Source organism: Legionella anisa, from assembly GCF_001467525.1.
Taxonomy (GTDB): Bacteria; Pseudomonadota; Gammaproteobacteria; order Legionellales; family Legionellaceae; genus Legionella; species Legionella anisa.
Genome location: NZ_LNXS01000054.1, coordinates 391,897 through 414,814 on the forward strand (window position 1 = coordinate 391,897; position 22,918 = coordinate 414,814).

The window sequence follows — 22,918 nt, forward strand, 5'->3', positions numbered from 1 at the left end:
GTTGGTTCCATCATATGAGAGTATAATTTACAAGTAGCTTAAATTCAATTCACACTGTGCTTGATTTAATATTGCTCATTATGATGTATTAAATTTATGCTTGCAATTTTATTGATGCTCACATAGTCTGATTATTCAAACTAATTATCACAAGGAATTGATATGGCTCAAGATAAAATCAATATTGATGATGCAGGTAAGACAGGTGCATTAGTGGCCCTTGGGAATACAGTTTTAGCTCCACTGTATTGGGTTGATGCTAAATTGGGTTTGACTACAGCAATTGTTGCGACCGGTGCATTTTTATATGGTGCGCATGAAATAGGTAAAAAAAGAAGAGCTGTTGGAAATGGAATAAATGGTATGAATTCTTTTTTTGGTGGTATAACTGGTGATAAAAGTACAGAAGTGCAAAATACTCTGGCAAATATCGCAGTTGGAGGTGCAGCGATATTTGACGAAATTATGCCTAGTGAAAGTAAGCGTCCATAATACGTATCTTGTTAAATAATCTATCAAGGAAGTAGTAGCATGCCTAGAGATCAAATAAATTCTGATAAAGCACTAAAGACTGGTGCATTAATCAGTTTTGGAAATTTATTTATGTCACCTTTTTATGGAAGATTAGGTCCTTTTGCCTCACTAACTCTTACTGCCGCAGCATTATTTGGATTGCATGAAGTAGGCAGAAGCAAACAATCAGGAAATGGTTTTTGGAGCTTTTTTTCAAATAAGACTAATCCTGGTACCTCCGATGTAAATACTGCAATGAACCATGTTGTGGAGGGAGGTGCAACGGTATTTGATCGGATTTTTCCTCCGAGCAAATAATAAAATGTAGCCTGGGTGCAGCGTAGCGTACCCGGGTTTTCTCATACATATTTCCCGGGTTCCGCTACGCTGCGCCCAGGCTACAACTATTTATCCCAGCTTGTAAATTTTAACCAACATGCCAATCTGAGCATTATCGAGATAATAAACTACATCATCTTTCAGGCGCTGTTTTTGTGATACAGTAAATGATGATTGTGGATTATTTGGCGGCGATACCTGTAACTCTGCATCAAAAGAATAATAATTAGTTTGCGTTACATTTAATGTACCCTGCATTTGCCAGCCATTATGCTCCACTACAGGCAGAGCGACACTGCTTTGATTATTGGCCGGTTGTCTCCAGGAATAATGACCTAAAACTTGATAATGCGATTTTCGACTCAGTAGGTAATATTCATCGCGCAGACTGGAGGCGGATGGAGATAACAAACGATAAGGTTTTCCTGATTTTTCTGTATCTGTTTTCAAAGAGATAGCATTTGCACTCATTGGAATAAGAGGTGCATCAACGGCCATTTCCGGGTTTTGATTTGGATGGGCAAATACAATTAAATCAACCTGATAAGAAGACTTGGCGAAAGTCAGGCAGGTGTATAGGATACTTATTGTTATTATTATTATTATTCGTTCCATGGCTGTATTTAATTATTTTATTTTAAGGTTCCAACCGTAATTACATTGTAGCCTGGGTTCCGCTTCGCTGCACCCAGGCTACAATGCAAAATTACGATTAAAGTATGGCTTATCTGATTATACCTGTCTTCAGAGATCACTCAACAACAATTTTTGGAAACTTGTCAGCATAATTAATGGGTTTTTTGGACAGCTCAATAGCACTCTTCATCGCTGTTTTAAGCAACGTATTTGTTAACTTATCGTGAGCTTGAGTCGCTGTAGGAGAACCCTCATCACAGTTTTGTCGTATGCGCCCATCTAATGGAAGTTGTCCGAGTAATGTGGTTTGGTGTGCAGCACAAAGTGCCTCTGCCCCACCTGCACCAAAAATTGCTTCTTGATGTCCGCATTGACTGCAAATATGAGTGGCCATATTTTCTATAATACCCAGCACATCAATTCCTGTTTTAGAAAACATGGTTAGTGCTTTTTGTGCATCAAGAGTTGCCACGTTTTGTGGGGTGGTCACTACTATAGCAGCAGTGAGAGGAATTTTTTGTACTAAAGTTAATTGAATATCCCCGGTTCCAGGCGGTAAATCGATAAACAAATAATCCAGATCATGCCAAAGGGTAATATCCAGCATTTGGATTAGTGATTTAGCAAGCATAGGACCTCGCCAGATCAGTGCTTGTTCACCATGTGTTAGATAGCCAATAGACATCGTTTGTATTCCATGCGCTTTCGCAGGAAGATAATGCTCACCGCTGATTTGTACCGGTTCCGTTTTGCCAAGCATTAAAGGTATGCTTGGCCCGTAGATGTCAGCATCTAAAATACCTACTTGTGCACCTAAGCGAGCTAGTGCAGTCGCTAAGTTAACGGTTACAGTAGATTTTCCCACTCCTCCTTTTCCTGAAGCTACAGCAATGGTGTTTTTAACGCCACGCAAACCTTTGCCAACGAGTTGTGTTCTGTGTGGTTTGATCCGTTGATTGATGTGAATTACTATGTGCTGATTTGGGAATGCTGATTGTAAGGCAGAAAGTAATAGAGGTTTATAATTTTCTTCAAGTAAGCGACAGGGAAATCCAGCAGTTAGGTTGATGAGCAACTGATTATTTGTCATTTCAAGACTGCACTGTAAATTCATTTCTTTGCCTGTAAGACCAAGAAACGGATCTTTTAGGGTACTCATCAAGTGGATTACAGTATTTTCAGTGGTCATGGATTGGCCCTTAAAACACAAAAGAGGAATGATAACGCAGAGCAGCGTCATTTCATAGAATTTGTTTGCAGCGATCAAACTGTAAGTTCAGAACGCTCATATTGCCAATTAACCCAATGATTGCTGGGAAGATAATAAATACCACAATAGACAGGAAGGGAGGTATGCTCTGAGAGATAAGAACCGTACTCATCTAATTGTTGTTGGTGTTTCATCAATGAAGCTTCATCTTCTTTTCCTGTTTTGAAATCAATAATCCAACGTTTGCCTTGATCCTCAAAAGTACGATCAATAATGCGAGTAATGGGCCTATTTTGCTGTTCCACCAATAATTCGTATTCGTTTTGTTCCTTGTCATGTTTGCTAATAATCCACAAGCCTGTTTGATCCTTAAACATTCGGGTAATGTGTTCCTGCATGCTAAATAGTGCTTCGTGTTGGGTTTTGTTATCGAAACCTAACTTGATTAATTCATAACGAGCGAGGCTCCAGGGAATTTCCGTTATAGTTCTTGGATGATTATCACAGATCCATTGCAATAATTGGTGCGTTACTATACCAATTAGTCTAGGAATACTCGTTGATAAAGGCGAAGTTGTTTTTATATTAAAATGAAGATTAGAAATTTCAGATTCTTTATTTTGGTAATAATCAAGCGGTAAGCTTAAGCGTTTAGGTATGGACGAGTTTCTTTCTTCGACAAGGAACGCGGGATCATTTTCTGTAAATTCTAAATGCTTGAGAAGCGTTTTAAATGAAGCCTTGGAGGATCTTTCTGAATGATCCATTAAATACAAACGTGATTTTGCTCGAGTCACGGCAACATACAGTAATCGTTGTACTTCGTAATGGCTTTTTACTTCATCTAATTGGCTTAAGTAATCATATAAAGCGCAATGTTCTTGATGTGCAGCTTGTACAGGCGACATCAGTAATAAATTTCCCTGTTTTTGAGTCGGTAAATTCAGCCAGCGTAACATGGGATTATCGCCACGATTAGGTTGTGTTCCTAAACCGGGTAAAAATACAGTATCAAATTCAAGTCCTTTGGACTTATGAATGGTCATCACGTGCAAGCGAGAAGGATTTGCTTGCTGTGAATAGAGTTTATTGAATTCTGAGAGAAATTCTTTCATATCTGGTAAACGACCGTCTTGTTCATAACGATCAAGCAAGGTCCAGAATTGTTCGAGATCATTGAGTTGATTGGTGTTTAGAATCGTGTCAATGTGTAATTCTTTTAAAGTTTGAATTACCCAGACTGAGAGTCTGTTTTCATATCTTTGAGTCAGTGCTTTGTGCATGATGTGCATAAAAAAATGAGCGCGAATTCTTCCTTCCTCACTTAGTCCCGGAATTTTGTTTAAATGCAATAAGGCAAAGTAAATCGACTTTTTCTTGTTAAACTGAGCAATGGCATGGATATCATTCAAAGCCAAACCACAATAAGGACTACGAAGTACAGCGAGCCAAGAGAGGCGGTTTGCTGGTGCAAGTAAGGCTTGGGTTAATGACCAAACATCACGCAGGTGGCTTAGATTGGCTAATAAAGTGATATCAGTACCCTGATAGGGAATTTGATGTTGGCGCAAGAGGCGAATGATTTCACCCAGTTGCGTTCTGGAGCGTACCAGAATAGCCATCGTTTGCTCAGGAGTGGTTTGCAATTCATATTGAATGAGTTCTATGATTTTTTTTGCTTCCTGTTCTCGATTTTTAAATTGAATGGTGTGAATGGCGCTGTATTGTTCATCCTGAATGACGTGTTTGCTGGGATGAAATGAAACCGCGCCAGACTCTATATCAACTTGCCTGGGGAATATAGTGGTGAATTGATTATTTACCCAATTTACAATCGTTTGTGTTGAACGGAAATTGCAGCACAACTGCAGCGAGCAGAGTTTAACGGGACCTATGCCTTGTTCTTTAGCGCGAAAGAATAATCCTACTTCTGCTTGTCTAAAACGGTAAATGGATTGCATTGGATCACCGACGATAAAAAGAGTTTTCCCATCACCTTCCTGCCATCCACTGACAAGCTTGGTTAACAATTCAAACTGGGTAATCGAAGTATCCTGAAATTCATCAACCAGAATGTGATGAAGCGTATGGTCTAAATATAATGCTAAATCCGTAGGATTTTCTACATCGCCTAATGCACTCAATGCTTGCTGGGATATTGCAGTGAAATCAACTTCATTTTGTTCGCTAAACAAAACGTGTAAATGACCTACAAGAAGGGGAAGTAACAAAAAGAGTGCTTGCAGGACTTCCCATTGCTCAGGATCATATTCTGGCTCAGGTAAATTACTGACTTGGATTAATGCTTCAAGGAAATCAGGATATTCATTGAGTTCGTTGAGCAATTCTTTGCTGGCATTTTTAAGTCTTTTATATTCATCCGGAGCACAGGAGGTACTGAGCAAACCCACGTGATGATCAAAACTTTTGCGAAAATTCGCATCTCCTGTAAGCAAGAGTTTACTTAAAGCGGTCGCAATCTCTTGATTGGTATGTTGAAAATCATACCAATCTTTTAACGGATAGCGTGGCGACTGAGGATTATTTTCTATGATTGCCAATTCACGAGCACATTGAGTCAACTCAAGAGCCAAATGTGTGGGTAAACTTTGCGTGAACCGCTTTAATTCATGCTGCTCTATAAGTCGCAGTGCGCGTTCAAAAGTTGATTTTTCTTGAGCGCGTGCTTGAAAGAGGGGAACTAACCATTGATCTCTTTGAGAAAGCAGTGCAGTAAATAATTCAAGTAATCGATCCTGACGATTATCGACATGCAACAAGAGTGTTTTTATCGCTTTTTGATATTCAGGGGTTGCTAGAGCAAACTGAATACAGCGTCGCCCCGCATTTAAATAATGACTGTTCGCTTTTTCGGTAATCTGTGAGTAAGCAATTTGTTTTTCCAAGAGAGGAATTGCTTGATTGATACTTTGACATAAAGAGTCAATTGTAATGATTTTTAATCGATTCGGTTGATGTAATAAATTCCATTGAAAGTGGCTATCATGCTGAAGGGCTGCACGAGCAAAATCGAGTGTCATTTGTTGATGGGGTGTATTGGCTTTTATATTATTTGCTGCGTTTTGCAATGCGAGTACAATACGTTCACGCATTTCACTTGCAGCTTTGCGGGTGAATGTTAATGCGACAATCTGTTCTGGGGCAGTTACGGTGCTTAACAATCGCAAATAACGCTGCGTAAGAATTTCAGTTTTTCCTGAGCCTGCTGGAGCTTGTACGATAAATGATGTGGAAGGATTTGTGGCTTGGCTTCGTTGATCACTGTCGTCTAGCATTGTTATTTTTATTCCTGTATGTTTTATTAAATGTTTTTGCCTCCGTCCCGCGGCTTGTCCGCGGGGCGGAGGGTAAGATTAAATTCCTTAATTTAATGACAGGCACCTTCTCTCCTCGGGAGAAGGAAACGTTCAATCGATAACAATTTCTTGTGCAGGTGGACGTAAATTGTAATGTGAACTCATGCAACGACCGTAGGCTCCAGCATTGGCAATTAATAACACATCACCTTCTTCGGTCACGGGTAATAATCGATCATAGCCTAAGGTGTCTCCTGATTCACAAATTGGACCAACTATATGAGAAAAACCAGCTTTCTCTTCATGCAATCGACTTAAGTTAACAATTTCATGGTAGGCACCATACAAGGAAGGTCGGATTAGCGAGTTCATACCTGTTTCAATGCCCACAAATTTTACCTTTCCTTTTTCTTTACATTGAGTGACTTTAGCAAGAATAACACCGCTTTCTGCTACAAAAAATCGCCCCGGCTCAAGCCAGATTTCAATTTGCGGATAACGTGATTTTACTGCCATTAACAAAGCATCCATATTTGCAAAATCTAATGGTTGTTGTCCGGGCTTTTCTACGATACCCAAGCCGCCGCCCAAATTAATGGATTTGGCATGTGGGAATTGCTCTGTTAGAGAGGCAAGCATTAAGGCAGTTTGCTGCCATAACTCCGGAGTAAGAATGCCGCTACCTGAATGTGCATGTAAACCAACAACTTGGATTTTATGCTTTTTGGTTAATGCCACAACCTGGTCAATGTCATTTTGCGTAATGCCAAATTTTGACTCATTTCCGCCGGTTGAAACATGTTTGTGATGGCCAGCACCAGTACCTGGATCAATACGAATAATGACTTCGCGATTTTTAAATAAATTAGGCCAATGCTCCAGAGGGTATAAGCTATCTATAGTGACATAACAACCAAGATTTAATGCATATTCGTATTCTGCTTTTGGTGCAAAATTAGGGGTAAACAAAATTCGTTTACGGTCTATGCTAGGAAAGAGTTCCAATACTCTGTCTAATTCTTGAATGGAAACACATTCAAAACCGATGCCTTCGTGTTCCATAGTTTTTAAAATCGATGGATGAGGATTGGCTTTAATTGCATAAAACAAAGTATCGATCGATTTTAAAGCCAACAGTTGTTTGGCTCGAGCAGCTTGAGTGGGGCTATGGTAGACATAACAAGGCGAATTAAGTGAGGCAATAGTTAATAAACGATCGCGCTCTTTTTCCCACCATGGAATATCGCGAACAGCAGGTTTGCCAAACTCTTCATGCCAGCTTTTTGAATAATAGAAAATTTGGGGATTATTTTCTATGAGTAAATGATGCAGCTTTTGGCATAATTGATTTGCCTGCGATTCATCAACAACAAAAGTTAGGTTTAAGTCATTGGATGCGAGTGACATTAAATAAACTTGTTTTGCTTCAAACACTTCTAAAGCTGGGCCAAGTTGTGGCAATACAGTTCTGATATGATGACCTACGAGGCTTACAGCGCTACAAGGCTCAATGAGCTTGGCACGGCCAAATTGATTCAATTCGTCGAGTAAGGCATTAATTGCTGGTCGGTCATGTATTTTGCTATTGATATCCAGGGACAGTGTTACGTTAAACTCAGAGGAAGAGAGTAAGTCTACCGAGAAACCATGATTTTTGAAGGCAGTAAATACATCAGATAAAAATCCAACTTGTTGCCACATGTGTAAGGTATCTATAGAAATCAATAAAATACTGTTTTTGATTTGAATGGATTTAATTAATGGTGCCGTTTCATCAATATCCTTAGTAATGAGTGTTCCCGAATGTTCTGGCATTTGCGTAAATTTGACTGACATTGGAATGTTGGCACGCCGAACAGGAGGAATACAATTGGGATGCAATACTTTCGCTCCCATTGTCGCAATTTCCTGGGCTTCATCATAATTTAATTTTTTCAATAAGCGTGCCTGTGGCAATTGATGTGGGTTCGCAGTATAAATTCCAGGGACATCAGTCCAGATTTCACAAGATGACGCTTGGAGTTTGCCAGCAAGTAAAGCTGCCGAAGTATCAGAGCCACCACGGCCTAACAAAACAGTCTCGCCTTGAGGATTTGCAGCAAAAAAACCTTGAGTAATAATGGCTTGAGCACCACTCGAGATAAATTGTTCCACTAACTTAGGATCATGTTCACTTTCACAACGGGCAGACAGATAATTTGCGGACACCCCATCAGGGAATGGCGTACTGGTTAAAAGTTCACGTGCATCATACCATTTACAACGAATTTCTTGTTTTTCGAGAAATGCATGACCTAGGCGAGTCATCATCAGTTCGCCCATACTTAAAATTTCTGCATGCGTTTTTGCAGGGGCTTGTTTTAGTAAGGCAATGCCAGTGAGCCACTGCTCTAATTGCAACAAATCTTTGGCAACTAATTCAGAGTCTACTTCCAGCTGTTCGGCAAGATGAATATGTCCATGACGAATATCAGCAAGAATGCTCTGATGTTCATTGATTAAAGCAGCTTCAATGGCTTTTTCAAGTTTGTTAGAAATTTGCGTTAGTGCGGAGCATACGATAATAGGCTGTGCCCCAGAACTCATATGTTTTTTAGTTATGGAAGCAATATTATTCCACGTGTTACGAGTTGAAACGCTGGTGCCTCCGAATTTAGTTATTATTTGTCGCATGATTCATTTCCGCACAAAATTAAAACACATTAGCATGGACGGGAGTAGGTGTACAAGTCTAAATATTTTGAATTAGGGATTTATTGAAGGATTTCCTATTAATTAACCATGATGACCTTAATTAAATCACTGTGGGCTAATATTAATTAGTTGTTGAATATAAAAAAGAAAAAAGTGTTTTTAAGGTGTTTTTAATGATTTCAAAACAGGGTACACTCGCTATTTAGTGGACGAATTTTATCAATTTTTTGAAGTATAGCGTTATCTACTAAGTTCTAGACAAAGCACAAGTAATGTGAGGTGAAAGGTGTACTCAAGTACATGACTGAGCCGAACGAGCTTGCAATGAGGTATCGAACTTAGTGGGTGGCGCTATAGATACTTGAGGAGTAAGGAGTGAAAAATATGCACAAACCTTTAAGGACACTAGTTAGCGCGGCTGTTATTAGTGTTCTGGCTACAGGTGGAGTTCATGCAGCAGGATTCTCTTTATACGGAGAGGGAGCTGGGTATACAGTTGGTAACTATGCTGCTGGTTCTGCAGCTGAAGCAGCTGACGCATCAACAGGTTGGTATAACCCTGCTGGCTTAGCCTTAATTCGTGAGCAGCAAGTAGTGTTTAGTGGTGTTGGCATATTTCCTACTATGAAATTGGATGGCACGAGTACGTTTACTACGCGTACTGGTCCTGCTTCTGTTCAATACATACAAGATTTCAACGGGGTAGATGGAAGCTACAATGGATTTGTTCCTTCATTCCATTATGCTCGTCCTTTAGGTGAACGTACTACCTTTGCTCTAAGTGTCACTTCTCCATTTGGGTTGTCTACTGATTGGGCTCCTGATTCTCCTGTACGCTATTCAGCGACATATACCGAAATTTTGACTATGAACGTTTCGCCGGAATTGGGTACTCGACTCACTGAACATTTTGCATTGGGAGCAGGCCTTGATATTCAATGGTCTCGTGCTAAATTTAATCAAATGATTGGCGCACCCACTTTGTTCCAAATTCTTGGAGATGATCCTGCGCTTGTTGACACTTTAAGTTACAATAAAGCAAAGTCTTATGGGGTTGGATTCCATGTTGGGGTGATGGGAATATTTAATGACAATCACACTCGCATAGGTCTTAATTATCAATCCAGAATAAGACATGTTTTCTACGGCCATAGCCGCTTGACTGGAATATTGGCTAATAATAATTTTAATCTGATTTTCCCAGTATTACCTCCTTCAACAACCCGTATAAATAATGAATTATTTAGTGATCCGCAAGAATTCCCAGATGTACTTACATTGAGTGCTTATCAGGATGTCAACGAGAAGTTAGCTTTATTAGGATCTGTTGTTTATACAGGTTGGGGTATTTTTAAAGTAATTCAATTAAATAATGTTGCGGTACCCAATATCGGTCCTCCATTACTTTTTAATGTGACTCAAGCCAATATTAATAGTGCTGTACCACAAAACTACCAGGATTCTTGGCGTGTTGCTCTTGGTGCAAATTATCGTGTGAATCCAAAGCTTATGCTTCGTATAGGTGGTGGTTACGATCAGACTCCAACAAATGATATAGATAGAAATGTTCGTTTACCTGATATTGATCGTTGGGCAATTGCTGTTGGTGCCCATTATCAATGGCGACCCACTATTGGTGTCGATGTAGGATATACTCACCTGTTTGCTGGAGGTAAGCCAGATGTTAATTCTGTCCAGCCTCTTTCACAAACCTCTACCTATAATGTGAGTGTTAACGACGGTCACTTTGCTGCTGATCTTGTGGGTGCTCAATTGACATGGGTTATGGATAAAGTTCCCGAAGTACCTACTAAATAATTATTTTAGAAATGAGTATAATAAAAAAGCCACTTTTAAGTGGCTTTTTTATTATAACAATTCTCTCCCATGGCAAATGAGTTCCGTTGCCGCACGCGTAGCCAGGTTTACAGTTGAATTTTCTACATATCGCTGAAAAACCAGTTCTACTCCGACTTTTCGCGCTTGTCAGTGATGTTGCAAATTGATACATGTAGCCTGGGTGCAGCGAAGCGGAACCTGGGTTACGGCTTCGCCTGCACCCAGGCTACATTACTACATAGTTATGACCATTTGCCATAGCCGTGAACGGTTATTTCTATTTTATTAATATTTAATATTTATTAACTTAGGAGTTATATGGAGGCGAATTCGCCCCCAACTAACTCTAACTGATATAAATGAAGATAATTAATTTTTGACAATGGTTGCTTCACCTAGGCCATTTACAAAAAAGGTATATCCGTTCTTTGAGAAATATTTTGGATTGATATCACCGGTATCAAGATCCATATGAACTTCTCCAACTTCTACGGGATTCGCTGTATTAGTAGCCATTTTAATTATTGCAGAACACTGTTTCCCAGTTGTATGACCGTAGCAGGCTAATTTTACGAGATTCCAATAGACCTTTTGTGTTGAATTGGCGGGAGTTGGATATGCAGAAGGGACGCCCGCAATGTATGCATTTGACTCTACAGGAGTATTGTTATGGGTGATTAAATAAACGGGACTTGCAAAAGCTGTTACAGCGCTTAAACTTAAGGCTACTGCTGAAAAACCTTTAAATATTAAATTCATTATATCTTTTTCTCCATTTAATTATAAGTGATTCGTTAGAAGTTAATATGTTCACTAAGGTAGCGAAAAAATAACTGTTCTTAACCAATCGGATTTTTTACATCTTTTAAACGCATCAAAGAGTATATCGCAAAATAACTTAGTGTCTATTACCCATTAGTTTTAAGCAATATTCTGGAGTGACAAAGCGTTTTTAGCTAAGGCGCGCTTATATGCCTATGACTTATTCTGACTCAATAAACGTGCGATATCTTTGGCAAAGTAAGAAATAATAAAATCTGCTCCAGCACGTTTTATCGCAACCAAACTCTCTATTATGGCTTGCTCTTCATTGATGAGCTTGTTTTGAGCAGCGATTTTAATCATCGAATATTCACCGCTTACCTGATAGGCACAAAGAGGTACCTCAGGGAAATGTTGTTTTAGCCTCGCTATAATATCCAGGTAAAATCCGGCAGGTTTTACCATGATCATATCGGCCCCTTCCTCAATGTCCAGAGCTGTTTCTCTTAAAGCTTCAGCACTATTTGCAGGATCCATTTGATAGGCCTTACGATCACCAAATTTTGGTGCGCCTTGAGCTGCTTCTCTAAAAGGTCCATATAGGCAGGAACAGTATTTGGCACTGTAACTTAAGATAGGGATATGCTGATATCCCTGTGCATCCAAAGCCTCACGAATGACCCGCACCATTCCATCAGTCATTCCACTCGGTGCGACCCAATCTGCACCAGCTTGTGCATGACTTACAGCTTGTTTTGCAAGAAAGGCCAAGGTCTTGTCGGTATCAATACATTCTCCTGCGAGTACACCACAATGCCCATGATCCGTGTATTCACAAAAACAAAGATCAGTAATAATTAGGATGTTCTTATTTACAGAACGAATTGCTTTTATCGCTTTTTGAATAATTCCTTCATGATTAAACGATTCACTACCATAAGCATCTTTACATTTGGGTATGCCAAACAAAAGCACTGCGGGAATACCTAAGGAGGTGAGTAATTCAATTTCATTCGGAATACAATCGAGACTTAATTGAAATTGACCGGGCATTGCACTTATTTCTTGTGGCTCATTAAGTAGCTCACTGATAAATAAAGGAGCTATGAATTGTTGCGGATGTAAGCGTGTTTCTTTAACTAAAGCACGAGACATTGCACTATTTCTTAAACGAGTTAACCTTAATGGTATGTTGTAATCGGTCATGAAATTAATCCTGTTATGTAGTTCACTTCGACATGGCCACGAGAATCGAAGATGTATTTTAACACAACTCCCATAACCTGCACTCAAATCGGACTTTTCCCCAAGAGCTTTAACTTGCGAATAAGAGTAGCGAAACCCGGGTTGCGGCTTCACCCAGGCTACAAGCATCCAAATTACCTCGAGTGTTTTCCTTTTTTAATTTTTTTATTTGAGGTATACAAAAAATCAATAGCGCTACTCGTATCACTGTTACTTACTTGAATACTAAAAAACTTGTTGAGTAAGTATCTTAGGGTCAACATATTTGTATCTGTTTGAGATAGGCCAATGTTGTAGCTCAAATAAAGACGTTTTGAAAGAGATTTTCCTACCATAAAAGAAGTATTATTACTCGTGGTATTGGTTAATTGATTGTAGTTCGTATTCGTTTGTATATTAAAATCAATACCTGCAGTTTGTTTGAGTTGTTCTAAAAGTTGGAGGCTCTTTGTGTCACTTCCTAGATTCATAGAAGATATAGCCGCGAGAAGCAATTGACCTCCTGCCTTGTCTGCTTGGTTCGCTGGGCGTCTAAGGACAAGCATGGAAAGAATATCTGCTTGAGAAAGAGTTGCAGGTTCGGAAAATAATTGAATTTTGGGACGAGTCAATCGACCGGTGACCTCTACACCTAAAATCATCGTTTCTCCGTAATTAATATTTTGTAGATTGGTACTATTAAAGTCCAAGAGCTGACTTGAGGTGGCAAAAGTTGTTGGCGAAGTTCTTATTTTTTTTGCTGCACGGATGTTAATCTCTGGATTATTCATGGGTCCACCAAAGATTAATTGCCCTTGTTGTATTGCTAAGTTCTGTCCATAGGCTTTATAAGTACCATCTCTAACTGATAAATCGCCATATGCATTGATTGAACTTTGTTGTTTGATATTCAATGTTCCATCTAAATGCCCACTTAATCCTTTTACATTGACTAAAACATCTTTCCCCATTATGAGTTCAATATCCATATTGTTAATCAAGGTAAATGAAGGAGATGTTTTCTCCTTATGCTTATAGACCACATCATCAGGTAAGGAAACGCTGTTGTTGAATGAGCGAGGTTTAATTTCAGCGTAAGGAACCAAAATAGTACCAGAAAGGGATTGTAGACTTGGTGTTAAATGTAGATTGAGTTTGGGTGAAATGTTGATCTTGTATTCACTGGTTTGAACCAATGGAAAATCATTGCCTTCAAGAGTGAAATCCCCTGTAAATTGAGCGCTTAAGCTTCCTCTTCCGGCAATTGATAAATGATGACCCGCTGATGTTGCTAGACCTGTTGCTTCCCAAGAACGTTCATTACCACGCACATTCATTTCGAGTGTATCGATATTAAGACCCAGTTTAGGTAAGGAAAGACTTGTTTTACTGAGTATTAAATGGCTTTCTATTTTTCTTTTATTCAAAGTACCATATACTTTTAATGAAGCAATCAACTGTCCTTTGAGCTTGTCAATTTCAGGGCTAATTTTTTGCAAAAAACTCAGTGAATTTAATTCCAATGATAATTCGCTGTTTATTGCTTGATCGTCCTTTAAGCCCGCATCAAGAGTAAATTTAGGCAGGTTAAATTGCAGTTTTAAATTTTTATTTTCATCAATTGCCAAAATACCTGATCCTTTAAGCTGTTTTGGTGAAAGAATGATCTTTAAAGACCCTCCTTTGAATTGAACAATTGGAAGGACGTCATTATTGGGGTCATGATAAAAGCCAGGACGTATGGTCAGCAATAAATTACCTTGATTTTTGGCGGTGATCTCGCCATAGGCAGATAAATCAGTATGCAAACGAGTATGCTGTACAGCGCTATTTTGAGGTTGGGTTAGATTGGCATTAAAAGTCCACTGCCAGGGCAAAGTTCCGCGGATTTTTGCATCCATTAGCCACTGATCTTTGGGGACAGTAGTTATTTTTGAGTGCATATTGATTTGCATATTTGGCAAAACACCGGTTGCAGTGATTGTTCCTTTTTCACTGTCTATGATTTTTTCTTTTGCTCTATTCCAGTGCAGACCTTTCCATCGAGCGGTCACTAATTGACTTTCTCGTAAAGAATGAGGCTGCCATTGTACCTCAAATTGTTCTATTTTTACGTTAAATGATTTATTTTGGTATTCAATTCCATTCAGAGTAAAGTGATTGAGTAGGCTGCCTTCAAGTTGCTGAATTTTAAGAGTGCCAGGAAGGTATAGACGACTGAATTGAATAAGAGTATGCAGTCCTGGTTTTGTATCCAATAAAAATAAGACTATTCCGGCAAGTAAAATAAGAAATAAAGAGCTTATATAAAGTGTTTTAACGAGCACTCTAATAATTTTTATCAGAATTCGTTTCATAAATCGGGTCCCATGCTGATCACCAAACGAGGGTTGTTCCCGTCACGTTGCCATCGATTATTAATTGTTTGAGCCAACCCTACTTTGATTGGGCCTATAGGTGAAACCCACATTAAACCACCACCTGCATCATAATAAGCTGTTAAAGGGGCTGGATTGTAAACAGCTCCTGCATCATAAAATCCAATCAGATACCAATTTTTCTTGGTTTCCTTTTGAATTTCAAAACCAGCATAACTAAGTATTCTGCCTGGACCTATTGAATTAAAGCCAAATGCTTTTAAATTATCCATTCCTCCCAAAAGTAATGCAAGTGATATAGGTTGCTGATTAATATTATTGATTGCAGTAAACCCTTGGATTGCATGCCCGTAAAGGCGTAAACGCAGAGGTTCTATTCGCATCGCAGCTTTTATATCCAATGAAGCCTGAGCAAAATTAATAGTAGAAAGAAGGGCTTTGCTTGCTGCAAGACCATTAACCGTAATGTTATATCCTGAAGGTGAAAAAAGCAGATCTTGGGTTTTGCTAAACGTTAAACTTGCTTTGGGATAAAGTAGAAATTGCTTCGTATTTTCTTGAAACGAATAATGAAATCCTTCATAAAGTGTATTTATAGAGAGTATACGTTGATAATTGGTTACCCGATGTTGTTGGGCCAAGGAGATAAGGTATGAATTACTGTACCCTGCAGTGTAATTTAAATTCGAAAAATTTCCTGTAAGAGTATATTGATCATTGACAGGATTTTTACCGGGAACAATATATTGAGCTTGTAATGCATTTTGAACAAAAGATCCTTGAGCCATGAGATTGAGTTTATGCCCTTGGCGATTGACTGGTACTACATGCCATGCAGCTCGGCCACGAATTCCCGTATCTGTTCCAAATCCTGCACCAAGAGTGTAAGAATATTTGGATGCAGGTTCAGTATCGATTTGCAGTGGAACGGTTGTGCTTTCAGTAATTTGTGGTTTAACCAGTACAGAACTAAAGTACCCACTACTTGATAAATCATTATTTAGCTGATGTATTTTATCCCCGGAATAGATTTGTCCTGGATGAAATGGAACAAAACGATGCAGTAACTTAGGATCAATATATGTAGGATTAAATTGTATTTGCCCAAAATAATAAAGAGGTCCAGTATCAAGAATGAGTATAATTTCTGCCGTGTAATTTTCTTCATCGATTAAAATTTGACTTTTTTTAAATCCAGCACGCATGTAGCCTTGATTTTCTGCTGTATCAAGAAGTTTTAATTTGGTTCGCTCATATTGTTCTGTGAAGAGAGGAGCGCCTTGCATTAATGGTACATTTTTTATTGCATCACGCAGGACAGGGTTGTTTGAACCTTCACCAGTAAGTTCTATTTTAAGTCGTGAAATTTTGATTTGTGGACCAGCATGGATTATGACAGTCAATTGCTGCGCATTAGGTCTTCGTACAGTAGCCTCTGCTTTAAAATAGCCAAAAGGTTGGATTGCCTGAATAACTTGCTCTTGCAACTCTTCTTGGCTGAATTGCGCAAGAGGTTTTAATTTCTGCAGTTCACTCAAACGTTTATCGACGTTTGCTTCGACTTTTCCGGAAACTCCGTAAATTGTAATGGATACTGGGTCATTATTTTGAGCAAATAATGCAAAACAGGTAATGAGAAGTATCAGATAGATTAGTTTTTTCACGATAGTCTCAGTACTTTTTTCACCAAAAATGTTCCTACCGGCATTAGAAAACATCTTGAGAATATACACTTAATCGAATAGAAGGGCTAGGGTAATCATATAAAAGGATATATAACTATCAGTATTTTCACTTTTAATTTAATGTGTATAATAAACTCGCAAGAAGTGTTCAAAAATGAGTTTGGAATTTTGAACTCTTTTATTGAAGATAATTGCAGTTCATTGGATAAAATTCGAGGGAATTAATTTATGGGTTTTCCTATTACACAAAGTGAATTTGAAAAAATCTTAGATGATATTTTACAATACAAAAAAGAGCTGCCTCCAAAATCCAAATTTCCTTTGGCTGCTTTTTTAAGAGGAAAAGGCTATCCACCCATTTTACAAAATCTCAATTTTGCAGTTCCGGGTAAAACAGTCAATATGATACAGATGCAACGGGCAGATGGTTCGTTGGTGAGCGCAACTAAGTTGCCTCGTAGAATGGATTTATTGAATAATATTGATTTCACCGGCTGTGAAATAAAAAACTGTCAGTTTGATGTGTGCGATTTATCAGGATCGATTTGGTATGACCTAAACATCCATAATTCTTCTTTTAATAATACTGTTATTAATCATGCATCATTTCATAAAGTTCGTTTTATCAATTGTCATTTTACACAGGCCACCTTCGATTACAGCAAACTCAATGATCTGCTTTTTGTAGAAAATAACTTTCTTCGTACGAGTTTTAATTATTTAAAGCAATTCCATAAGGTAATGTTTACGGATTGTTTTTTTCAGCAAGTTCCCATGCTAGGAGGTACTCATAGTGTTGAAGTGATCATTAATAACTCACCTGAAAAGAAATTATCTCAGGTAAGTGAGTTGTTAATTGATAAACAGATTGCTATGAAGCAGATTAAAAAAACAAATACTAAGCCTGCTATTTTAGTAGCTTGGAATAATGTGGCTCCTTTGATGACAGCTGTAGTGGCAGAGAAAATGATATTGGCACAAGGAATGTATCCTGTTCGCATGGATATAATGGCTGAAGTAGATGCAGCATTATTAGATGAAGAAATAAATAAGTTAAGTGGGTTAACCCAAAAAAGAGTGCAACAATTAAAAAGCGAGGCGATCGAAAAAGCCAAAAAGTTTGAGACCAAGCTTCCTCAAGAAAAAACAGATTTAAACCATGAGCATCACGCAGTGCACAGTGAAGATGTTCTTGCACACGAACACTCCGGTACAAATGAAAACATTCTCTCTGTTATTTCAACAGAAAGGAAAAAACAAAGTATTTGTTTCCCTTTATTGATGATTCAAATCATGCGTGAGGAAAACGCAAAAGACCCATCTGCATTTCCACAAATGGCGGCTCTTTATCGACATGCAAAAACAATATTTGATCAAGTGGATGGTGTCCTGTTAACTGGAGGCCAAGATATGGATCCTCGTTTTTATGGGGCAGAGCGTCATCCTAAAACGGGTTTACCAACTTATATTGATCGTCCAGAATTCAGTGATCCGCGCCGTGATATTCTTGAATTTAGTTTGGTTTATATGCAACAACGTGCTTCGGCCCCCAAACCGTTATGCGGTATTTGTCGTGGTTCACAAGTGATCGCGGCGGCATATGGAGCAACGATTTATCAGGAGCTGGATTCTCCAGAAAGACGTCAATATTTAGTTGAGGCAATAGAGCTTAAAAGTATAAAGGCGACGGCTCCTCTTTATTCAACCAGTAAAACCTTAAAGTCGGTAGCAGATAAGGAAGTACCTGATGTGATATTTATGCATCACCAAGGGTATAATTTAGAGACAGCTGATGGTATTGAGGCTACTGCTTCAAAGAAAACCTCTGGAGGTAAGGTAATTGATGTAGTTGGAGAAAACTTGTCGCAGAATATTACTTTGGTGCAGGCACATATTGAATATTACCTGGATCGGGAAAAGGAGGGGGCACATGGCTTTTCCACTCTAGTGAGTGCAAACACAGCAGAGAGTATCTTTAAGCAATTTCAAACTCGAGTTTTGGCATATTACCAGAACCAACGATTATTACGCTATTTAACTTCTGGTCTGTTTTTCACAAAAAGTGACGCTGTGTCAAGTGAACAGACGGAATGCACTGTTCCAACTCCCTCACCTAAGAGTTTCAATTGAAGCATGGTATTAATTTTTTACCATGTTTTTGAACCGATAAATTAAATCAAGTGCTTCTCGAGCAGTCAATCGATCAGGATCAAGCTGTGCCAGCTCATGTAAAATAGGTGATTGGCTGGGCACTTGAGTTTCTGAGTGTATTTGCGAAACTGAGGGCGTGGTTTGTATGTGATTTAAATGAGTATGAGCAATTTTTAAAACCTCAGCGGGGATACCCGCAAGCTCTGCTACTTCCAATCCATAACTTCGATTTGCATGTCCTGGTTCTACCCGATATAAAAAGATGATGCGACCTGAATCTAATGATGCGTGTAAATGAACATTACGAATACACGTCCATTGTTGAGGAAGCTGAGTTAATTCGAAATAGTGCGTAGAAAATAAAGTATACGCCTTAATAGTCGTTGCCAGATAAGTACAACTCGCATAGGCCAGAGCCATGCCATCATAAGTGCTGGTACCACGTCCGATTTCGTCAATCAAAACCAAACTTTCATGGGTTGCCTGCCTTAGAATTTGTGCTGTTTCGGTCATTTCTACCATAAAGGTTGAACGTCCAGAGGCCAGATCGTCACTCGCACCAATACGAGTAAAAATTCTATCAATAGGTCCTAAGGTTACCGATTTAGCGGGGACAAAGCTGCCAATATGAGCTAGAAGGACAATTAAAGCCGTTTGACGCATGTAAGTCGATTTACCGCCCATATTGGGACCCGTAATGAGTAATATATTTTGCGATGGTTTGAGCTGTAAGTCATTGGCGATAAAACGCTCCTGCAGCAAATGCTCAATTACTGGATGACGGCCTTCCTCAATGGAAATTTGTGATTCAGACACCAGATTGGGACAACACCAATTGAAACGTTGGGCTCGCTCTGCAAGAGTTGTTAACACATCCAATTTTGCTAATGCTTGTGCTAATTGGGTCAATTCATTTATATTTTGCTGAATCTCTATCAGTAAATTTTCATAAAGCCACTTTTCACGTGCCAAGGCTTTTACTTGTGCTGATAGTACTTTCTCTTCAAATTGTTTCAATTCTGGCGTGATATAACGTTCCACATTCTTTAAAGTTTGCTTTCTATGGTAATACGGAGGCGCTTTTTCTGCTTGAGTTTTAGAAAGTTCAATATAATAACCTTGTACATTATTGAAGCCGAATTTCAGAGTAGACAACCCGGTTTTTTGTTTTTCTTCTTGCTCTAAGTGCATGAGTTTATCATTGGCTCGCGTACTAAGCAGCCTTAATTCATCAAGCTCCTCATCAAAACCAGGAGCTATGACGCCACCATCACGAATCAATACGGGGGGATTTTCTATAATTGCCGATGCAAGCAACTGGTGCAAAGCAGGTAAAGGCTTCAGGTGATTTTTTAACTTCACTACGAGTTCACTTTTGTTGTGAGTCAGTAGTGCGTTCAGCTCAGGAAGTAAGGCTAACGTGTGACTTAAAGCAACTAAATCACGTGGGCGTGCTGATTTTAAAGCAATGCGCGACACAATTCGCTCTACATCACATATTTGTCTCAGTAGTTCATAGATGGATACATTGTGTTGGAGATGGATGATTTCCTTTATGGCATGTTGACGTGCTATGATCTGGTCATGTTGTTTGAGCGGTCTCCCTAACCACCGTTTAAGCAAACGACTGCCCATGGAACAGGCTGTTTTATCAAGCAGAGATAATAAGCTGTTTTCATGGTTGCCACTCATATTTTCAAATATTTCTAAGTGTTTTTGTGTTGAGGCATCCAGTTGCAAGTAGTCATGGGTATGTTCAAGAGTCATTGTGGTTAAATGAGGAAGAGCTTGTTTTTGTGTCGTCTGTAAGTAGCTCAATAAGGCACCTGCTGCAACCAGAGCAGTAGGATGATCGTGTTCACCAAAAGCAGAAAGATCGTTGACTGAAAATTGCTCACATAAGCGTTTTTTGGCATTGTCAAAACAAAATTCCCAGCCAGGTCTTAGTTTAATTGGAAAGTTCACGCAGTATTCTTCCAAAGAAGATTCTTCTTGCAAGAGTAATTCAGCAGGCTGCAGCCTCATAAGTTCCGCGCTTAACTGACTTGCTTCTGTTAATTCCAATAAATGAAAACGACCGCTGCTTAGTTCAACCCATGCAAGACCAATTTTTTGTTTTTGGCGGTGAATAGCCAGTAATAAATTATCTTTTTTTGCATCCAAAAGTGCCTCATCAGTCACTGTTCCTGGGGTAATAATACGAGTAACCTGACGCTCTACAGGTCCTTTGCTCGTTGCAGGGTCTCCTATTTGTTCACAAATGGCTACCGATTCGCCTTTTTTGATTAATCGAGCCAGATAATTTTCCACAGCATGATAAGGCACACCAGCCATGGGAATCGGTTTGTCAGCAGATTGGCCACGATGAGTCAAAGTAAGATCCAATAATTGGGCTGCATGTTTGGCATCATCAAAAAATAATTCGTAAAAATCACCCATACGATAGAGCAGAAGCATATCAGGGTATTCTGATTTAATGCGTAAATATTGTTGCATCATTGGTGTATGAGAAGAGGTCATGAATGTATTTTGCTTGAGTTGAAATTGCGGCAATTTTAGCAAAATCACATAAGGGAGAGTAGCTATTTATATTTATCAAATGAACTTGGATGCGTCGGTAAAAATTGAAGAGGGATGATCATGAAAAAACCTTAGCTTATAGACATAATCGTTATGCAATTAATTTTGAAGAATTGGTCTCTTCAACTTCCATAAATAACCCTGGATTCAAGAATAGAATCTGGATATTATCAATAGAATGAACTCATAACGAATAGGCAAAGGAAATGCTATGTTAACTCCAAAGGATGTTAAGACGGTTGAGGCAGCAAAGCAAATTATCGAAGAGCGTAATCTGACCCATATCAAGGTTGGTATATTTGATGTGGATGGAGTGATGCTTGGAAAATATATGAGCCGTAATAAATTCTTCTCGGCTTTAGAAGGTGGTTTTTCTTTTTGTGATGTGATCTTGGGATGGGACTCCAAAGATAAACTGTATGATAATGGGAAATATACAGGTTGGCATACAGGTTACCCTGATACTTTAGTGCGCGTTCTCCCAGAAACGTGCCGTGATCTTGTTTTCGAAGAAAATCAGTTGTTGTTTATGGCTGAATTTGCTGGAGAGGCCGAAGCCTTATGTCCTAGGGCATTACTTCGTCGAATTGTTCAAAAAGCCGACTCAATGGGATTTGATGTTTATGCCGCATTGGAATATGAGTTTTTTATGTTTGACGAGACTCCTGACAGTGTGCGCTCTAAAGGCTTTCGTGATTTAAAACCCATGACGCCTGATTTTTTTGGTTATTCAATGATTCGCAATACAGTTCATGCAGATTTATATCATCAGATCCTTAATATGAGTGAGATTATGGATTTTCCTATTGAAGGGTTGCATGCAGAAACTGGCCCAGGGGTGCTTGAAGCGGCAATCGCTGTAGATAAAGCTATAGAAGCGGGGGATAAGGCTGCACTATTTAAAACATTCATGAAAGTCTTAGCACAGCGCAACAACATGATGGCTACTTTTATGGCTAAATGGTCGCCGCATTTTCCTGGCCAAAGCGGACATATTCATCTTTCCTTACGTCACAAAAATGATATGAGGAGTGCTTTTTATGACCCCTCGATGCAACATAATATGAGTGAGCTTCAACGACATTTCGTGGCAGGTCAACAAAAGCTCATGCCTGAGTTTTTGGCGATGGTTTCACCTACAGTGAATAGTTTTTCCCGCTTGATTCCAGGATTCTGGGCTCCAACTCATGCGACGTGGGGGGTAGAAAATCGTACTACGGCGCTACGGGTTATACCAGGAACTGACAAATCGCAGCGCGTTGAGTATCGCTTAGGTTCTGCCGATTCAAATCCTTACTTGGCTTTGGCTGCGGCTTTAGGTTCGGGTCTTTATGGAATTGAACATGAACTGGAACCATACCCAGAAATCAAAGGCAATTCCTATGCACAACCTCATGAAGAAGAACTTGCATTGCCACGTACACTGTGGGAAGCAGCTACTCGTCTTAAGGAGTCAAATGCTGCTCGTTCTTTATTTGGTGATCCATTTGTTGAGCATTTTGCTGCTTCTCGTGAGTGGGAAGAACGAGAATTTCGTCGTCATATAACAGATTGGGAATTGGACCGTTATTTTGAAATTATTTAACTCGG

Annotated in this window: 14 protein-coding genes; 5 read left to right on the plus strand and 9 right to left on the minus strand. The window is 39.1% G+C overall.

Annotated features, from left to right (window positions below; genetic code table 11):
* The first annotated feature begins 162 nt into the window (after positions 1 to 162).
* The gene (locus Lani_RS18155; protein ID WP_019233238.1) at positions 163 to 492 is read left to right on the plus strand and encodes a hypothetical protein; all 330 of its coding nucleotides are present in this window, start codon (positions 163 to 165) and stop codon (positions 490 to 492) included.
* 39 nt (positions 493 to 531) lie between these two features.
* Complete coding sequence (locus Lani_RS18160) at positions 532 to 831, plus strand: hypothetical protein (protein ID WP_019233237.1); 300 nt, start codon at positions 532 to 534, stop codon at positions 829 to 831.
* A 90-nt stretch (positions 832 to 921) separates the two neighbouring features.
* Here the strand turns inward: Lani_RS18160 and Lani_RS18165 are convergent, their stop codons facing one another.
* From Lani_RS18165 to Lani_RS18180, 4 genes are all read right to left on the minus strand, one after another.
* Positions 922 to 1,467 carry a CsiV family protein gene (locus tag Lani_RS18165; RefSeq protein ID WP_019233236.1) on the minus strand — a complete coding sequence of 182 codons (546 nt, stop codon included), beginning with the start codon at positions 1,465 to 1,467 and terminating at the stop codon, positions 922 to 924.
* A 136-nt stretch (positions 1,468 to 1,603) separates the two neighbouring features.
* Positions 1,604 to 2,677: an iron-sulfur cluster carrier protein ApbC gene (gene apbC / locus Lani_RS18170; protein WP_019233235.1), complete on the minus strand. Its 1,074-nt coding sequence runs from the start codon at positions 2,675 to 2,677 to the stop codon at positions 1,604 to 1,606.
* Positions 2,678 to 2,751: 74 nt separating this feature from the next.
* A complete protein-coding gene (locus tag Lani_RS18175; protein WP_019233234.1) occupies positions 2,752 to 5,994 on the minus strand; it encodes a UvrD-helicase domain-containing protein in 3,243 nt (1,080 codons plus the stop codon).
* Positions 5,995 to 6,126: 132 nt separating this feature from the next.
* A complete protein-coding gene (locus Lani_RS18180; protein WP_019233233.1) occupies positions 6,127 to 8,688 on the minus strand; it encodes a bifunctional aspartate kinase/diaminopimelate decarboxylase in 2,562 nt (853 codons plus the stop codon).
* A gap of 396 nt (positions 8,689 to 9,084) precedes the next feature.
* Between Lani_RS18180 and Lani_RS18185 the strand changes: the two genes are divergently transcribed.
* A complete protein-coding gene (locus tag Lani_RS18185) occupies positions 9,085 to 10,527 on the plus strand; it encodes an OmpP1/FadL family transporter (protein WP_040522344.1) in 1,443 nt (480 codons plus the stop codon).
* A 390-nt stretch (positions 10,528 to 10,917) separates the two neighbouring features.
* On the opposite strand, the gene Lani_RS18190 is transcribed toward Lani_RS18185, so the two are convergent.
* The 4 genes from Lani_RS18190 to Lani_RS18205 form a co-directional block, all read right to left on the minus strand.
* Positions 10,918 to 11,307: a hypothetical protein gene (locus Lani_RS18190; protein ID WP_019233231.1), complete on the minus strand. Its 390-nt coding sequence runs from the start codon at positions 11,305 to 11,307 to the stop codon at positions 10,918 to 10,920.
* Between the two features lie 216 nt (positions 11,308 to 11,523).
* Entirely contained in the window at positions 11,524 to 12,516 is a 993-nt protein-coding gene (gene hemB, locus Lani_RS18195; protein ID WP_019233230.1) for a porphobilinogen synthase, read from the minus strand.
* 173 nt (positions 12,517 to 12,689) lie between these two features.
* A complete protein-coding gene (locus Lani_RS18200; RefSeq protein WP_019233229.1) occupies positions 12,690 to 14,891 on the minus strand; it encodes a translocation/assembly module TamB domain-containing protein in 2,202 nt (733 codons plus the stop codon).
* On the minus strand, positions 14,888 to 16,576 hold the full coding sequence (locus Lani_RS18205) for an autotransporter assembly complex protein TamA (RefSeq protein ID WP_040522332.1): 1,689 nt from the start codon (positions 16,574 to 16,576) through the stop codon (positions 14,888 to 14,890). Before Lani_RS18205 ends, Lani_RS18200 begins: the two co-directional genes overlap by 4 nt.
* 249 nt (positions 16,577 to 16,825) lie before the next feature.
* Between Lani_RS18205 and Lani_RS18210 the strand changes: the two genes are divergently transcribed.
* The gene (locus tag Lani_RS18210; RefSeq protein WP_019233227.1) at positions 16,826 to 18,727 is read left to right on the plus strand and encodes a gamma-glutamyl-gamma-aminobutyrate hydrolase family protein; all 1,902 of its coding nucleotides are present in this window, start codon (positions 16,826 to 16,828) and stop codon (positions 18,725 to 18,727) included.
* A 9-nt stretch (positions 18,728 to 18,736) separates the two neighbouring features.
* Here Lani_RS18210 and mutS read toward each other — a convergent pair whose 3' ends face one another.
* Positions 18,737 to 21,268, minus strand: a complete 2,532-nt coding sequence (gene mutS, locus Lani_RS18215) for a DNA mismatch repair protein MutS (RefSeq protein ID WP_019233226.1) — start codon at positions 21,266 to 21,268, stop codon at positions 18,737 to 18,739.
* A gap of 271 nt (positions 21,269 to 21,539) precedes the next feature.
* Between mutS and Lani_RS18220 the strand changes: the two genes are divergently transcribed.
* Complete coding sequence (locus Lani_RS18220; RefSeq protein ID WP_019233225.1) at positions 21,540 to 22,913, plus strand: glutamine synthetase family protein; 1,374 nt, start codon at positions 21,540 to 21,542, stop codon at positions 22,911 to 22,913.
* Positions 22,914 to 22,918 lie beyond the last annotated feature (5 nt).

Bases quoted from the DNA above. Each gene is read 5' to 3' on its own strand.
- Lani_RS18155 (WP_019233238.1), top strand. From the start codon at position 163: ATGGCTCAAGATAAAATCAATATTGATGATGCAGGTAAGACAGGTGCA.
- Lani_RS18160 (WP_019233237.1), top strand. From the start codon at position 532: ATGCCTAGAGATCAAATAAATTCTGATAAAGCACTAAAGACTGGTGCA.
- Lani_RS18165 (WP_019233236.1), bottom strand. From the start codon at position 1,467: ATGGAACGAATAATAATAATAATAACAATAAGTATCCTATACACCTGC.
- apbC (WP_019233235.1), bottom strand. From the start codon at position 2,677: ATGACCACTGAAAATACTGTAATCCACTTGATGAGTACCCTAAAAGAT.
- Lani_RS18175 (WP_019233234.1), bottom strand. From the start codon at position 5,994: ATGCTAGACGACAGTGATCAACGAAGCCAAGCCACAAATCCTTCCACA.
- Lani_RS18180 (WP_019233233.1), bottom strand. From the start codon at position 8,688: ATGCGACAAATAATAACTAAATTCGGAGGCACCAGCGTTTCAACTCGT.
- Lani_RS18190 (WP_019233231.1), bottom strand. From the start codon at position 11,307: ATGAATTTAATATTTAAAGGTTTTTCAGCAGTAGCCTTAAGTTTAAGC.
- hemB (WP_019233230.1), bottom strand. From the start codon at position 12,516: ATGACCGATTACAACATACCATTAAGGTTAACTCGTTTAAGAAATAGT.
- Lani_RS18200 (WP_019233229.1), bottom strand. From the start codon at position 14,891: ATGAAACGAATTCTGATAAAAATTATTAGAGTGCTCGTTAAAACACTT.
- Lani_RS18210 (WP_019233227.1), top strand. From the start codon at position 16,826: ATGGGTTTTCCTATTACACAAAGTGAATTTGAAAAAATCTTAGATGAT.
- mutS (WP_019233226.1), bottom strand. From the start codon at position 21,268: ATGACCTCTTCTCATACACCAATGATGCAACAATATTTACGCATTAAA.
- Lani_RS18220 (WP_019233225.1), top strand. From the start codon at position 21,540: ATGTTAACTCCAAAGGATGTTAAGACGGTTGAGGCAGCAAAGCAAATT.